Source organism: Pseudomonas sp. GW822-FHT02D10, from assembly GCF_058802345.1.
The window spans coordinates 25459-40974 of the sequence record NZ_JBXAOB010000017.1; the positions used below are offsets into that span (position 1 = coordinate 25459).

The 15516-nt window shown below is 60.8% G+C and carries 12 protein-coding genes and 1 pseudogene; 8 read left to right on the plus strand and 5 right to left on the minus strand.

Annotated elements, in window-relative coordinates; translation table 11 throughout:
• Positions 1-123: 123 nt before the first annotated feature.
• Positions 124-1947 carry an ATP-dependent zinc metalloprotease FtsH gene (ftsH, locus tag AC1RPZ_RS22590; RefSeq protein ID WP_493139547.1) on the minus strand — a complete coding sequence of 608 codons (1824 nt, stop codon included), beginning with the start codon at positions 1945-1947 and terminating at the stop codon, positions 124-126.
• A 163-nt stretch (positions 1948-2110) separates the two neighbouring features.
• Positions 2111-2758 (minus strand): BON domain-containing protein, encoded by a 648-nt coding sequence (locus AC1RPZ_RS22595; RefSeq protein ID WP_493139549.1) that lies wholly within the window; start codon positions 2756-2758, stop codon positions 2111-2113.
• 147 nt (positions 2759-2905) lie between these two features.
• Here AC1RPZ_RS22595 and AC1RPZ_RS22600 point away from each other — a divergent pair, with 147 nt between their 5' ends.
• From AC1RPZ_RS22600 to AC1RPZ_RS22635, 8 genes and pseudogenes are all read left to right on the plus strand, one after another.
• Positions 2906-3526, plus strand: a complete 621-nt coding sequence (locus AC1RPZ_RS22600; protein ID WP_493139551.1) for a hypothetical protein — start codon at positions 2906-2908, stop codon at positions 3524-3526.
• A gap of 76 nt (positions 3527-3602) precedes the next feature.
• Complete coding sequence (locus tag AC1RPZ_RS22605) at positions 3603-4322, plus strand: ABC transporter ATP-binding protein (RefSeq protein WP_493139552.1); 720 nt, start codon at positions 3603-3605, stop codon at positions 4320-4322.
• A complete protein-coding gene (locus AC1RPZ_RS22610) occupies positions 4319-5206 on the plus strand; it encodes an efflux RND transporter periplasmic adaptor subunit (protein WP_493139555.1) in 888 nt (295 codons plus the stop codon). The genes AC1RPZ_RS22605 and AC1RPZ_RS22610 overlap by 4 nt, the downstream gene beginning before the upstream one ends.
• Positions 5206-6699: an efflux transporter outer membrane subunit gene (locus AC1RPZ_RS22615; RefSeq protein WP_493139557.1), complete on the plus strand. Its 1494-nt coding sequence runs from the start codon at positions 5206-5208 to the stop codon at positions 6697-6699. Before AC1RPZ_RS22610 ends, AC1RPZ_RS22615 begins: the two co-directional genes overlap by 1 nt.
• On the plus strand, positions 6696-7838 hold the full coding sequence (locus tag AC1RPZ_RS22620; RefSeq protein WP_493139559.1) for an ABC transporter permease: 1143 nt from the start codon (positions 6696-6698) through the stop codon (positions 7836-7838). The genes AC1RPZ_RS22615 and AC1RPZ_RS22620 overlap by 4 nt, the downstream gene beginning before the upstream one ends.
• 38 nt (positions 7839-7876) lie before the next feature.
• Positions 7877-8232: pseudogene (locus AC1RPZ_RS22625) on the plus strand (MBL fold metallo-hydrolase RNA specificity domain-containing protein); the annotation flags it as partial.
• A gap of 150 nt (positions 8233-8382) precedes the next feature.
• Positions 8383-9999: a chaperonin GroEL gene (gene groL / locus AC1RPZ_RS22630; protein WP_493139710.1), complete on the plus strand. Its 1617-nt coding sequence runs from the start codon at positions 8383-8385 to the stop codon at positions 9997-9999.
• Positions 10000-10169: 170 nt separating this feature from the next.
• Positions 10170-11060 (plus strand): universal stress protein, encoded by an 891-nt coding sequence (locus AC1RPZ_RS22635; protein ID WP_493139562.1) that lies wholly within the window; start codon positions 10170-10172, stop codon positions 11058-11060.
• Positions 11061-11084: 24 nt separating this feature from the next.
• Here AC1RPZ_RS22635 and AC1RPZ_RS22640 read toward each other — a convergent pair whose 3' ends face one another.
• The 3 genes from AC1RPZ_RS22640 to AC1RPZ_RS22650 are packed head-to-tail and all read right to left on the minus strand — an operon-like array spanning position 11085 to position 15510.
• Positions 11085-13472: an exo-beta-N-acetylmuramidase NamZ domain-containing protein gene (locus tag AC1RPZ_RS22640; RefSeq protein WP_493139564.1), complete on the minus strand. Its 2388-nt coding sequence runs from the start codon at positions 13470-13472 to the stop codon at positions 11085-11087.
• Complete coding sequence (locus AC1RPZ_RS22645; RefSeq protein WP_493139566.1) at positions 13424-14695, minus strand: putative glycoside hydrolase; 1272 nt, start codon at positions 14693-14695, stop codon at positions 13424-13426. The genes AC1RPZ_RS22640 and AC1RPZ_RS22645 overlap by 49 nt, the downstream gene beginning before the upstream one ends.
• Complete coding sequence (locus tag AC1RPZ_RS22650) at positions 14692-15510, minus strand: polysaccharide deacetylase family protein (RefSeq protein WP_493139568.1); 819 nt, start codon at positions 15508-15510, stop codon at positions 14692-14694. The genes AC1RPZ_RS22645 and AC1RPZ_RS22650 overlap by 4 nt, the downstream gene beginning before the upstream one ends.
• Between the last annotated feature and the right edge of the window lie 6 nt (positions 15511-15516).

Below are 15516 nucleotides of genomic sequence, written 5' to 3' on the forward strand. Positions count from 1 at the left end.
CCTTCAAGTCGTTCTGTTTGACGTTCAGAACCCGGCTCTCGGCGAGCAGAACCTCGTTGAGGGAGGCGAGTGCAGCAATCTTAGCGCACAGTGGCTTCACACCCCGCATAGGCGTGACCTCAATCATGGCGAACCATCAGGGGAGGATTTGAGGGGCATCAATGGCGGGAACTCTTCGGGAGTCAGCGTTTCTTTTTCCAGCAGCAGGCGGGCGCCGGCATCCAGGTCGGCCCGACGACTGTCGAGCAGCGTTTTGGCACGGCCATAGGCTTCTTCGAGCAAGGCGCGGATGCCCAGGTCAATTTCCCGCGCGGTTTGTTCCGAATAGTCCTTCTGGCCAAATCCGGCCATGTGCTCGCCCAAATAGGTAGGGTTTTGTCGTTCCAATACCGACTGACCGAGTTCGGCACTCATGCCGAAGCGGGTGATCAACTGCCGGGCGATGTCGGTCGCCCGGGTCAGATCGTCGGCGGCGCCTGTGGAGATCTGGCCATAGATGATGTACTCGGCAGCCCGACCGGCCATCAGTACGGCGATTCGATCCTTGAGCATCTGACAACTGATCAGGAAGTGATCCTCGGTCGGTCGCTGCAAGGTATAACCCAGCGAGCCAATGGAACGGGGGATGATCGAGACTTTGTGTACCGGGTCCATCCCCGGCAACGTGCCTGCGGCCAGGGCATGGCCCATTTCGTGATAGGCCACCACCAGGCGCTCATCAGGCCGTAACAGGCTGCTCTTGCGTTCGACACCTGCGACGATGCGTTCCACCGCGGCCGTGAAGTCGTCGAGGCTGACGTCCTGGCCTCCCCGGCGGGTGGCCACGATGGCGGCTTCGTTGATCAGGTTCGCCAGGTCCGCACCGGTGAAGCCGGTGGTGATTTCGGCGATGCGTTCGCTGTCGATGTCGGGCGCCACGGTGATTTTTTTCAGATGGACCTTGAGGATGGCCAGTCGGCCTTTGCGATCGGGGCGGTCGATCACGAGTTGGCGGTCGAAGCGACCAGCCCGCAGCAGCGCCGGATCAAGGACCTCCGGCCGATTGGTCGCCGCCAGCAGAACCACACCTTCGCGCGGGTCGAAACCGTCCAGCTCGGCCAGAAGCTGGTTGAGGGTCTGCTCTTTTTCGTCGTTGCCGCCAAACGCACCGACACCGCGCATTTTGCCCAGGGCGTCGAGTTCATCGATGAAAATAATGCAAGGTGAAGCCTGTCGTGCCTGCTCGAACAGGTCGCGCACTCGAGCGGCACCGACCCCGACGAACATTTCGACGAATTCGGAACCGGAAATCGAGAAGAACGGCACGCCGGCTTCACCGGCGATCGCCTTGGCCACCAGGGTCTTGCCGGTGCCAGGTGGGCCGACCAGCAGGGTGCCCTTGGGAATATGCGCCCCCAGGCGTGCGTATTTGGCCTTGTCCTTCAGGAACGAGACGATTTCCACCAGCTCGGCCTTGGCTTCATCGATACCCGCTACATCGGCGAAGGTCACCCCGGTATCACGCTCGACAAATACCTTGGCCCGCGACTTGCCGACGTTCATCAGTCCGCCAAGGCCCTGTTTTTCGGCCATGCCGCGGAACATGAATTGCCAGAGCACCATGATCATGACAAAGGGCAGAAGCCAACCCAGCAGCCCGTTCAGCAGTGTGTTTTCACCGACTCCGGAAAAGCCGACACCCGTTTGAGCCAGTTCAGTCGCCAGCGTGGGATCGACCCGCACGGTGGTGAACAGGTCGTGGCCGTCGATGGCCTCTTGCAGCTTGCCGCTGATCTGGTCCTTCTCGACCCGCAATTCGCTGACCTTATGCTCGCCCAACAGTTGCAGGAACTGACTGTAGGGGATGCTCTGCACAGCATGGCGGTCAACAATAAATAGCTGGGCGAGCGCAAGAACCAGAAAGGTGATCGCGAAGTAGGAAAGGTTCCACTGGTGATTCTTCTTCATGGCCTTGGCTCAGGGATGGAAGGCGGGATGGCCCGATGCGTGGCGGCGCGATCGCCGAACGCCGAGGCTCAAGCTCGTTGGGCATCTGAATACGATTCTAGACGTCATCAGCTCGAACGCCGGGTTTTACGCCGGACCTCGAACTGATATTCCCTGTTTGGCGTCAGGCAATCAGCAGGTGATCTTCCACCGCCCTCACGCCCGGTACTGACCAGGCGGCGCGGACCGCGATCTGGCGCTCACGCCACAGATGGACCCGGCCTTCAAGTTTCACGACATCACCGTCTACCTTGACGTGAATACCCTTTGCATCCACCTCGGCATTGCGCTTGAGGGCTTCTTCGATGCGGTGCTGGATATCGGTCACTTCCACCTGAGGATAAAGGGTGAGCCGGTTGTCCACGCCTACCACCCCGGACAATTTGCGCACCGCACGCTCGACGGTTTCTTTCTGGTACTGCCAGTCCACTTCGCCTTCCAGTGTTATCCAGCCCTTTTGTACGATGACCTTGATCTTGTCCATGGGGATGTCAGAACTCCAGGCGATGATCTTCAATGCGCGGGTAGCGATTGTGTCATCTGCCGTGCCCGCCCCGGGGTCCAGTCTGACCTGGATTTCTTCGGCCAGCGCGCATACGCCCTTGATGCGTTTTACCGCCTGTTCTGCAGCGATTTTCTGGGTATAGCTTTTAACGTGTCCGGAGAGGGTGACTACACCCTTGTCCACGGCGACACCGATATGGGCGGCATCGATATCGGGCTGGAATTCAAGCTCATCCAGAATGGTTTGGCGCAGACTCAAATCGTTCATGAGGGTGTCCTCTTTGGTCGATACGAAGCGGGCACCGGACTGTCAGAGCCCGGTAACTCCTTATGTTTCTACGCCTGGGAAACGGGCATTTATTGAGCTGAATCAACAATGCTTCTTTCAGCAGAAATGCTTTTTTGTCTTAAGTGCATGACGACGACTTTTTGTGATCTTTATCAACCTCGTTCAGCACCTGCCGCTCAAGCCCGGTTTGGGCAGTGCAAAGGCCTGCAAGTGACCATGGAAGTGGTGTGGGCCAAACCGAGTATCGAGGAGGTGCTTGAGTACGTGAATGACTTTCGAGCGGACATCGTGATCAAGGATGTACAGCGTGTGTCGGCATTTAAACGGGTTTTCTACAGGCCCCTGGACTGGCTATTGCTGCGTGACTGCCCGGCCCCCTTGCACCTGGTTACCGATGCAAGAAACCCGTTGCCCATGAAAATTCTCGCGGCCATCGACCTTTCCCATCTCGAAGAGCTGACGCAAGGGCTCAATGACCGGATTCTCGACATGGCCTCGACGCTGGCCACGTCCTGCGGGGCAATAGTGCACCTGCTGAATGTCACTGGCTGGACCATGGCGGGCGACTCGGGAGTGAACCTGCAAAACCTGACCCTGAGAGAAAGTTTAAGAGATGCCGTCAACGATGCCCAGATTGAAGCCTTTGATACGCTCGCCGAACGCTATGGGGTTCCTGTCGGCAGTACCGCCGAGAACACGCTGAACCGGGCTCCCTGCAGTTTGATGATCGTCAAGCCGCTGCCTTGACAGTCTACAGTGGTAAGGGGGGCTGACCACTGCCAGTGCCCTCGGGTTAACCGGCTGATCGGGAGCAGAAGCGTTCATGAAGACGGATCAAACGGCTGCTGTCGATCATCCCGCGATTGTTTCGAGCGGCCTGACCAAATGGTTCGGGGAAGGGGACGCACGAATGAAGGCTGTCGATCAGGTCGAACTGGTCGCACAGTTTGGCGAAATGGTGTTCATCGTCGGTCCGTCAGGGAGCGGCAAGACCACACTGTTGAGCATGATCTCCGGCATCCTGCGGCCGGATGCCGGTACGGTAAAGATCAATGGCAATGACATCTGGAGCATGAGCACCGATCAGCTGGCAGAGTTGCGCCTCAACAGCATTGGCTTCGTGTTTCAGGACTATCACCTGTTTGCGCGGTTGACCGCTGCCGAGAACGTCGCGATTCCCTTGATCCTCAAGCATTGTGACTGGGACGACGCGATTGCGCAGGCGAACCAGAGCCTGGAAGTGGTCGGTCTCAAGGCCCGCGGCGACATTCTGCCGGTCAAGCTGTCCGGGGGCGAACAACAGCGGGTGGCGATCGCCCGGGCGATCATCGGCAGCCCGCAGATATTGATTCTTGATGAGCCAACCGCGTCCCTCGATGGTGATACCGGGAAGATGATCATTGCCTTCGTGAAGTCGAAGATTCTCAACAAGCAGCGTTGCATTCTGATCGTCACTCACGATGCGCGGATCAACGAGTACGCCGACCGCATCATCCACATGGAAGACGGCCGCATAACCGAACCCGATCGGACCTCGCCATGAAGAACCGCGTGCTGTTTGTGCTGGCGGTCATTGGGGTACTGGCCGGGTTGATCGCCGCTTACCTGCTCGGGCGCACGCCTCACGCATTACCGCCGGCCTTTGCTCCGGCAAGCAGCTCCTATGAAACGGCTATTTATGCTAATGGCATTATCGAGAGCGAGCAGTCCGGCGGTTCCAACATCGTGATCTATCCGCAGGTTTCCGGGCCGGTCACTCGGGTACTGGTACAAGAAGGGCAGGCGGTCACCCGCGGTATGCCCCTGATGACCATCGATGACGCCTTGCCCAGGGCCAACGTCGAGCTGGCACAAGCCAATCTGAAAACCGCTCAGGACCAATACATCAAGCGCCTGGCCTCCTACGGGATAGATCCCAAGTCCATCAGCAAGGACACCCTGGACACCGCAAAAGATACCGCGGCCCAGGCACAGGCCGCGCTCAAGTCGGCGAATGCCTCGCTCGCGCAATACGCGATCAATGCCCCGGTGGATGGCGTGGTCCTGGCCATCAATACCACCGTGGGCAGTTATGTGTCGTCTCAGGGCGCTTATGACGCCTATATCCAGCAGTTCAGCCCGCTGGTGGTAATGAGTGCTGAACAGACCCATCTGGCGGTACGCTGCTATTTGGACGAAATCCTGATTGCCCGCTTGCCGGCGCCCGAACATATCCGTGCACAGATGTTGATTCATGGCTCGGATATCAAGGTGCCGCTGGAGTTCGTTCGCGTGCAGCCGTACGTGTCGCCGAAAATCCAGTTGTCCAATCAGCGTCAGGAGAAAGTCGATCTCAGGGTGTTGCCGGTGGTGTTCCGGTTCGAGAAAAAAGACCTCCAGATGGTGTATCCGGGGCAGTTGGTGGATGTCTTCATAGGGCAGAAATGATGTGCCAGTCCAGCGTTCATCGACCTCTGCGACCCCATGCCCGGGTGCTGTCCGCCATTGTCCTGATGGTGATGAGCGCCTGCACGGTAGGCCCGGATTTCTCGCGCCCGGCAGCCCCGTCACAGCACGGTTATGTCCGCAATCCGGTAGCCGTCACCGTCCCGGCGCAGGGCCAGGCGCAGCATTTTCTGTCAGGTGCCGACGTCGCGCCCGACTGGTGGCGGCTGTTCAAGTCAGCCTCTCTGGATGCGGTGGTCCGCCAGGCGATTGCCAACAACCAGACCCTACAGGCTGCCGAGGCCAGCCTGCGGCAAAGCCAGGACACGCTCATGGCCGGCTATGGGGTTTTCTATCCGCACCTCAATGCTCATGCCGGCGCGACCCGCGAGCGCAATGCTCCGCTCCAGCAAGGGCTGACGACGGCGGGGTCGATCTTCAACGTCGTGACCCTGAGTGGAACGATCAGTTACACCCTTGATGTCTTTAGGGGAGAGCGTCGTACGGTGGAGGGGCTGCAAGCCGAGGTCGACCATCAAACCTGGCTGACCCATGCGGCTTACCTCACCCTGACCGCCAATGTCGTCAACACCGCGATCGCCCGTGCGGGTTATGCCGCACAACTGCGCGCAACCGAGCAGTTGATTGCGCTGCAAAAGCAACAGCTACAGACCACCGAGGTACAGGTACGCAGCGGTACAGCGCCTTATTCGGCGACCCTCAGTCTGCGTAGTCTGATTGCCACCAATGAGGCCTTGTTGCCGGCGCTGGAGCAGAAAATCAGCCAGGCCGAGCATTTGCTGGCCACCCTTGAAGGCGTGGTCCCCACCGATGTCAGGCTCCCTGACATCGAGCTGACAGGTCTTTCACTGCCCGCCGATTTGCCGGTCAGCCTGCCCTCTGTATTGGTCCGGCAGCGGCCGGATATTCTGTCCGCAGAAGCACAGCTGCACCGGGCCAGTGCCAACATCGGTGTGGCAACGGCGGCGATGTTTCCCAGTTTCAGTCTGACCGGAACCTATGGTGCGGCAGGCTCGACCCCGGGGTCACTGTTCGCGAGTGCCGGGCGGTTCTGGAGCGTTGGACCATCGATCGACATCCCGCTGTTTCAAGGGGGCAGCCTGTGGTTTGGTCGTAAAGCGGCGATCGATGTCTATCAGCAGGCAGCGGCGAATTATCGGCAAACCGTGCTCGACTCTTTCGCGCAGGTCGCCGATGCCCTCAAGGCCCTGGAGTTCGATGCACAGGCCTTGCAAAAACAGACCGAGGCACAGGCCACCGCTGACGAGGCGCTGCGTTTGCTGCAAGCCAACTACCGATCAGGCCTGGTGACCTACCTGGATTTGCTGGTGGCCGATGTGCAGTTGCATCAGGTCAACATTGTCTATCTGCAAGCCCTTGCCCAACGTCATCAGGATACCGTCGGTCTGTTTGTCGCGCTGGGGGGCGGCTGGTGGAACAGCCCGGCCCCGGCCGGCAGCAGGCAGACGCCATGAAATACTCGGGCATCCTGCGAATCGGCTTCAAGCTGCTGGTCAATGACAAGGCCAAGTTTTCGGCGCTGCTGGTAGGGATTACTTTCTCGGTGTTCCTGATGATGCAGATGACCGCACTGTTTGCCGGCATCCTCAATCGTGCCTACTCGACCGTGACCAATATCGGCGCGGCGATGTGGGTCATGGACCCGGCCGTGAACACCCCGACCAGTGTCATCCCTCTGCCCGATTATCTGCTCGATGCCGTACGCAGCATGGAGCAGGTCCGCTATGCGGTGCCTGTATTCATTGGCGGTGCCCAGGTCAGACTGGCCAGTGGCACCTATCAAGCGGTCAGTGTGATAGGCCTCGACGACACCAGCCTGTTCGGTCGTCCTGAGCTTGAACAGGGCGCTATCGAAGACATCTACGCCGACAACGCGTTCATCATGGTCCACGATGCCGAATATTCGAAACTGGAAAGTCCCAGGATAGGCACCTCCTTCGAACTCAATGACCACCGCGGCACCATCGTTGGCATTGCCAAGGTACTGACCAGCGGATTGACCGGCGTACCGACGCTCTACACCACCTACCGGCGAGCCATCGAATACATCCCGACCACCCGCTTCACGGTGTCTTACATTCTGCTTGAACCCAGGAGCAAGGCCGCCGAGGTCGCGATCAAGCAGCAGGTTGCGCGGTTGGGCTATGTCGCCTTGACCCGGGGAGAGTTCAACCAGCGTATTACCGATTACTACATCTACCAGACCGGGGTAGGCACCAACATACTGACGATGACGGTCATCAGTTTCCTGGTCGGGTTGTCCATCTCCGGACAAACGTTCTACACCTTCATTCTGGAAAACCTGGACAAGTTCGCGGCCCTCAAGGCCATCGGCGCCAAAGGCCGTGAGCTGATCTACATGATCCTCTTCATGGCGACGTTCACCGCCTTGACGGGTTACGGGTTGGGTGTCGGCCTGGTCACGTTGATGATCTTCACGGTGCGCACCTACCTGCCCAACTATGCGGCGATCATCACGTTCTGGAACCTGGGGCTGGCATTTGGTCTGGTGCTGTTGATCGCCGGGGTTTCCAGTTATGTGGGCATACGCAAGGTGCTCAGGATCGAGCCATTCGACATTTTCAGAGGCTGAGCAAGCGGCTGTGCCCGTCTGGTTGGGTCTGTCCGTGTCGCCTGAAACAGAAGAAGGCGATCCCTGACCTGCCGATCTACCTCAACAGCCCCATGGCCGCCGATGTTACCCGCTTGTGTCCATGATCATCGCCGGGGCTCCATCGGTGCGCATCCATGGCAAGGACGTGCCGATTCGGGCCGAAGTGGTGCCCATGGGGACCTTGTCCGCTCATGCCGACGGGGATGAAATCATGCAGTGGCTGAGGGGCTTCAAGCGGCCGCCGAAACACACCTATGTCGTGCACGGGGAACCCAATGCATCGGATGTGCTGCGCCGACGCATCAGCCTGGAGCTGGGCTGGTCGGTCTCGGTGCCGGAGTACCGTGACAGCATTGAGCTGACCGGTGCTCTTCAGTCCCGTCCTGATAAAGCGCGTAAACGTAGGTACCTGAAAAGGCTGCGCGACGTCGTGACTTTGTTGATAAAAGTCAACGTTGCGCGAGCCATTTCAGAGAAACTGCATGGACCGGCCTGTCGCAGAACTACCCAGGAGAGCACTCTGATGGCTCACAGTAAAATTCTGTTTCGTGCCGCCGCTCGCGAGAAAATCCTGTGCGGCGCAACACAACTGGCGGACGCGGTTCGCGTGACCCTTGGGCCCAAATCGAAGTCGGTGTTGATTCAGAATAAATGGGGTAATCCGACGGTCTGCAACGACGGCGTGACGATCGCCAAACGAATCGACCTGCAAGACCCCGAGGAGAATCTGGGCGCCCGGATGCTGCGTCAGGCGGCGGAGCGTACCGGCGATGCGGTAGGGGATGGGACCAGCACGGCAACGGTACTGGCCCATGCCATCCTGGCTGACGGCATCCGCAACGTAGTCGCCGGTGCCAGTGCGATCGACCTGAAACGCGGTCTGGATTGCGGGCTGTTGTTGGTCGTGCAATCGCTGGCAGCCCAATCGCGTCCGGTCAGTACCCCCAAGGAAAAGGCCCAGGTTGCCACGCTCTCGGCGCATAACGATGCCGTTATCGGCCAACTGGTGGCAGACGCTCTGGAAAAGGTCGGCGTTGAAGGGGTGGTCAGTGTCGAGGAGTCCAAGACCACTGAGACGGTGGTCGAGGTGATGGAGGGGATGCGGTTGGACCGTGGTTATGTCTCGCCGTATTTCGTGACGGATACCGAGAAGATGCAGGTGGAACTCGATGATGCCTATCTGCTGCTGTGTGACCATAAGATCGGCGTGCTCAAAGACTTGCTCCCACTGCTTGAACTGATCGCCAAAAGCGGCCAGCCACTGGTCCTGATCGCCGACGACATAGAGGGCGAGGCGTTGACCACGCTGGTCGTCAACCAGATCCGTGGCGTATTGCGCGCGGTGGCGATCAAGGCGCCAGGCTTCGGTGATCGACGTAAGGAGATGCTCCAGGACATTGCGGTCCTGACCGGGGCAACGGTGGTTTCCAATGAGTTGGGCATCAGCCTCGAACAGGCGGAATTGAGCCAGTTGGGGCGGGCGCATCGAGTCGTGGTGCAAAAAGACAGCACGGCACTGATCGGCGGCGCCGGTAAACGCGAGGCGATTGAGGCGCGCCTGCAGCAGATCCGCGTGCAAATGGACGGTACAACCAGCGATTACGACCGTGAAAAATTCCAGGAGCGACTGGCCAGGCTGTCTGGCGGTGTCGCGGTGATCCGGGTCGGGGCGCCTTCGGAGGCCGAGATGAAGACGCGCAAGGATGCGCTGGATGATGCCATTTCAGCGACCCGGGCGGCGATCGCCGAGGGCATCGTTCCGGGTGGCGGGCTGGCACTGCTCAAGGCTGTACCGATTATCGCAGCCGAGGAGGCCGGCTATGAGGGCGATGTCAAAACCGGTTTGCAGATACTTCGCCGAGCCCTGGAAGCGCCGGCCCGGGTGATCGCGGAAAACTCGGCGGTGGATGCCGGCGTGGTCGTTGCTCGCATGCTGGCGGAACCGGGGAACATTGGCTTCGATGCGTCAGCCAATGTCTATGTGGACATGTATGAAGCCGGCATCATCGATCCGACCAAGGTGGTGCGTATTGCTCTGGAAAATGCCGTTTCGGTCGCCAGTATTTTGCTGCTGACCGAGGCGACCATGACTGATATTCCGGAGAAGGAATCACCTGCCCAGCCACCGTTTCCGGAATGACGCGCGCCGGGCCGGCAGTGCGCAGTGACTTGATATAAATCAACGTCAGGACGACGTCGGGGGAGGACTCTGGATTAACGCGGGTGCTTGATCCCACGCGGACGCAACGGCTGACCACCGAAAAGGGTCAGCGGCAGGCGTCGATGTCCCACCTGTCTGGAGTCCCGATCATGAGCCAATATCAAACGTTATTGCTGGTCATCAACCCGGTCCTGCGCCACTCCCCGGCGATCCAGCATGCCGCCGCCCTGGCCAAGGCCAGCGGGGCGAGCTTGCATATCGTCGCGTTATTGAAATCGTTGGACATCCTTTCACTGCTTGAAGACGGCGTCCAGGAAAAGGCTCGGCAGAGTTACCTGCAGGACCATAGCGATTGGCTCAAGGATCAGGCGGAAAAAATGCGCAGCCGGGGGATCGACGTGACAAGCGAGGTGGCATGGGTCGATGACATGCAGCAGGTGATTCTTGATCACGTCACCGAAATGCAACCCGATATGCTGATCAAGGAAGTGCAGCATGAACCGGCGCTCAAGCGCGCATTCTTTACCCCCCTGGACTGGCACTTGCTGCGTCACTGTCCGATACCGATTTATCTGGTGGGCGCGAGTGGCCATGCTTTGCCGCGCAAGGTGGTGGCAGCGGTTGATACTTCAGATCGCGAGTCGTCAAACAGCGAACTGAATGACCGGATCATCCAGCAGGCGTCCGGCCTCGCGCTGCAATGCGATGCCGAGTTGCATCTGCTCTACGCCTGTGACATTTCGTCAGCCTATCTTGGCGATATGGGCGGCGGCGGGTTGACGCTGGCGGATCTGACCAGGGAACTGCGCAGAGAACTGGAAAAGTCATTCCTCAGGTTGGCCGGTCGGTTCGGTGTGCCCTCTGACCGTCGACATTTCGTGATGGGGCACCCCGTCTCGGCGCTGAGCGAGTTCGCTCGCGAGCAACAAATGGATGTGATCGTGATGGGCAGAGTCCAGTCCCACGGGATGGACAAGGTCATCGGCAGCACGACCGAACATATTCTGTATCAGGTGCCTTGCAGCGTTCTGGCGGTCTAGGGCCTGTGGCGCGTCGCGTTGAGGTCAGTAGCGCAAGTTCTCCTGCCGTAGTCGTGCGAAGCGCTCTAGCGCTGCGGTATCAAGCGCTTGCGCCGCGTCAGGCGCTACGCCGTCGCGAATGGCTTGCCACACGGCTTGCGAGCCGATTGAACCGCGGGTCGCCGTAAGATCGAAGGTGCCGGGATAGAGCGCCTGCAGTGTGGCGAGCAGTGCCAATCCCAGGCTTGCTACGGGACGTTGCTCAGGCGCCGGGTCGCGAGTGATGCTCACGCCATGACAGAGCTGACCGTGCCAGGTTGATTCGGTGGGCACGAAGTCGACCGGCTCGAAATGTGCGCCGACGTCGAGCGCATTCAGCACCTGTGCGAGCTGAGTCGCGTTGATCCACGGCGCGCCGATCCACTCGAACGGATGCGGTGTGCCGCGCCCCACACTCAGATTCGCGCCTTCGAGCAAACCGACATCCGGGTAGAGGTCCAGCTGGGACTGCGTGCGCAGGTTTGGCGACAGCGGCACCCAACCGAGACCGGTGTCGGCGAAGGTCATCGCGCGCCGGTAGCCCTGCATCGGCACAACGCGCAGATCCGCGCCAATGTGCTTGTTGCGGTTGAACAGACTCGCCAGTTCACCGACCGTCATGCCCGGCTGCAGCGGTGCCGGGAAATAACCGGTGAACGATTCGTGACGGCTGTCCAGCACCGGTCCGCCGAATCGCTGCGCACCGAGCGGATCGGGCCGGTCCAGCACGAACAGCGGAATGCGCCGCGCCGCAGCGGCCTCAAGTGCGTAGCCGAGCGTCGTCTCGTAGGTGAAGAAGCGCACGCCGGCATCCTGAATGTCGAAGATCAGCGCATCCAGTCCAGCCAGTGAACCGGCCGGAAAGCGCCGCGCCGCGCCGTAGAGACTGTGTACGGTGAGGCCCGTCGCCGAGTCGAGGGTGTCGCCGACCCGCTCATCCATATCGATATTCAGCCCATGTTCCGGCGAGAACAGCGCTGCCAGCCTGACACCTGGCGCGTGCGCGAGTACGTCGACGGTACGCCGGCCCTCGGCGTCGAAGCCGCTGCGATTGGTGATCAAGCCCACGCGCAGGCCTGCGAGCGGCGCAAACCGCTGCGCCTCGAGCACGTCGATGCCGGTTTGTACCAGCCCCGTCGAGATCGGCAGGCGATCGGCGGCACTCAGGGCCGGTAACGTGGATGGCAGCCATTGGCCGATTTGCGCGACGTTCGCAGGCGCGGCCCGGCTGGCCAGCAGCGCGAGCAACTGCGCCCGAAGCGGACGGGCGTCACCACGGTCATTCGGGTACACGCGGTTGGTCAGAATGACGATGAATTGGCGCGTCAGCAGATCGATCCACAGGCCCGTGCCGGTGTATCCGGTGTGGCCGATCATGCCGATCGGCGGCAGACGGTCATGATTCGACGCGAACGGTGCGGCCAGATCCCAGCCGAGTCCGCGCCACGGCGCCGTCGCGAGCGGCGAGGCGGCACTCGTGAGCGTGGCGATGCTCGCTGGCCGCAGAATCTGCAGGCTGCCCGCGCGACCTTCGTTCAGGATCATTTGCGCGAAGCGGACGAGATCATCCGCCGTGGAAAACAACCCGGCGTTGCCGGAGACGCCGCCCATCCATTCGGCCGTCGGATCGTGCACGCGGCCACGGCGGATGCCGGCCTTGTTCGCGAGTGTCGGCGCACTGCGGGCTGCTCGCCCGGGGTCCGGTATAAAGACCGTGTCGCGCATACCGAGCGGCCCGAAGATGTAAGCCTGGCAATACGCGTCGAGCGTGCGGTGGGTGATGCGCTCGACCAGTTCGCCCAGCACCACGAAATTCAGGTCACTGTAGATGACGCGCTCACCTGGCACGCTACGCAGTCGTTGCGCCGCGATGGCGCCCAACACACCTTCGCGGTCCGGATGCAGTGGCCGCACAGGCAGGTCTGGCAGCAGTCCGGAGGTGTGCGCCAGCAGGTGACGCACCGTCACCGCGTCTTTGCCGAACGCGGCAAAGGCCGGCCAATACTGCGCAACGGGTGCGTCCAGGTCGATGCGGCGCGCTTCGGCCAGTTGCATGATTGCCGTGGTGGTCGCGATGACCTTGGTCAGCGACGCAAGATCGAACTCGGTGCTCAGCGTCATTGGCTCGGGGTCGGGCGTCGTCGCGCGTTGTCCAAAGGCTTGGCGATAGAGCACGTGCGTGGCGTCCCCGATCAGGACGACGGCCCCCGGAATGCGTCCGGCGACGATCTGCCCCTCGACGATCTGTGCGGCTTGCAGGCGCGCCGCGGCATCGAAATCGGCGGCTCCCGCGATCTGCGCCGCCGCGATTCCAAGCAGCATTGCCCAGCGTTTCAGCGCACCGATCAACGTTGCGGCAAATCGGCGGCGTTGTAGTGATTGTGTGGATTCCATAACATCCATCCATCGGTGCCGGCTGCGTCGGCGGCGTTTATCTGCGCACTGATCGCCGCTGCGTCAAACAGGCGATGATCGAACGCATAGTCGCGAAAGCCCTGCAGCCACGGACGAAAGCGCACCCCCGGCAGATGGGTGCGCTGCACCGCCTCCGCCAAGGTACGCTTGACGATCTGACCGGGATCGGTGACCGGGTTGGTCAACCCCGGCAGCCCCCAGGTGAAACCGGACGGGTAGAGCATCGGCGAAATATAGTCGAGCGGTTCGCCCAGCAATTCGATTTGCTGGCCGATCGCGGTATCGTCGAGATTCCAGCAGACGTAGCCGAAGATGTCTGCGGAGACGAATACATTGTAGGGCGCGAGCCGTGCGCGTGCGGCCTGCAGGAAGCCGACGATCGCCGCAGTCCGGTTGCGCCGGGTGTTCGAGAGGGCAAAGCGTAGCCCGCTCTTGTCGGGAAAGCGCACATAGTCGAACTGAACCTCGTCGAAGCCCATCCGCGCCGCTTCTTCGGCGACATCGAGATTGTGCTGCCGTACGTCCTGCGAAAACGGATCCATCCATTGCAGGCTCTCGTTATCCCGCCACGGCAGGCCTTCTGCGGTGTGCACGCTCCACTCCGGGTGCGCGTCGGCGAGTGGATCGTCCTTGAACACCACGATACGCGCGATCAGGTACAGGTGTTGCGCATGCAGACTGGCGAGCAGTGCCGGAAAGTCCTGTTCCTGCGGTGCGCGCTTGGTCACGCGGGCTGCCGCGCCGATCGTCTCGCGCGCCGCACTGCGATACGGCGTCATGCCGCGATCGCCCTTGACGTCGATCACCAATGCATTGATCACGGTGCTTTCGGCAAGGCTGACGGCGTTGTTGCGCAGCGCCTTGCTGGTCACGCCGAACACCGACAGGTAGAGCGCTTTCGGGCGAAACGGGGTCAATGCGAGTGTCACAGGCGCATCGCCGGACACCTTGGACTCGGTGCGCAGATACCCTGGCGCGCGAGCCGCAATGCTCTCGACCGCCTGAGCGATTTCGAACTGGCCGTGTTCGTCGGTACGCACAACACCCGCCGATGTGGTGATGATCGCGTCGGCGAGCGGAGTCTGCGTGCTTGAGTCGAGCACGACACCGGTGACGGCCAGGGCGCCTCGTTCGGTCAGCAGGGCCGTGACGGCGAGTAGCGTTGGAATCGCATAGCGCCTCATTGCGCGTGTGAAGGTCATTGCGCGCTCTCCGTTGCGGGCGTCGCCGGGGTGTTCGGTTCACCAAGCAGGCGCGCGAATGCGCTGGCGCCGTAGGCATCGGTCATCAGAAAACGCGGCAGCGCAAGCAGCCGGGCGTGCCGGTCCGTCTTGCGCGCGTCCAGCGTGAAGGCGACGACATAACCGTCGTCGGAGGCGAGTGCGATCAACTCGTCGTCGTAGATGCCGAACGGCCATGCGAGCATGTCGATATGCGTACCGGTTTGCGCCTCGAGGCGTTGACGGGATTTGTCGAGTTGCATGCGCACGAATTGCTGGAAATCTTCCGGTGTACGGTGTCTGCGCTCGACCTTGAAATTGGGATGCCAGTACGTATGACCCTGGATGTCAAAGAGCCCGGTCTGTTTCAGGCTGCGCAATTGTTCCCAGGTCATTGCATAGGACGCGTTCGAGATCGCCGATGGATAGATGAACAGCGTGACCGGAAAACGCTCGCGCAGCACGATGGGCAGCAGCTTTTCGAATACCGAGCGATGCCCGTCGTCGACGGTGATCACTACCGGCTTCTGCGGTAACGTCGCATTGGGGTCGCGCAACCAGTCGACCACCTCACGCAGCGGTACGATGTGGTAGCCATGCTCGCGCAGGACGCGTAACTGGCTTTCGAAGGTGCTCATGCGCACGGTCATCGAGTCGTCCAGTGTCTGCGAAAAACGGTGGTAAACGAGGATCGTGACACGCGGTTCGACGCTTGGCGCGGCTGCGTCCGCGCCCAAGGCTTGACCCCAGATGCACACCAGCACAGCGCACACCAGAAGCCGAATCGAACCGTTCATATAAGC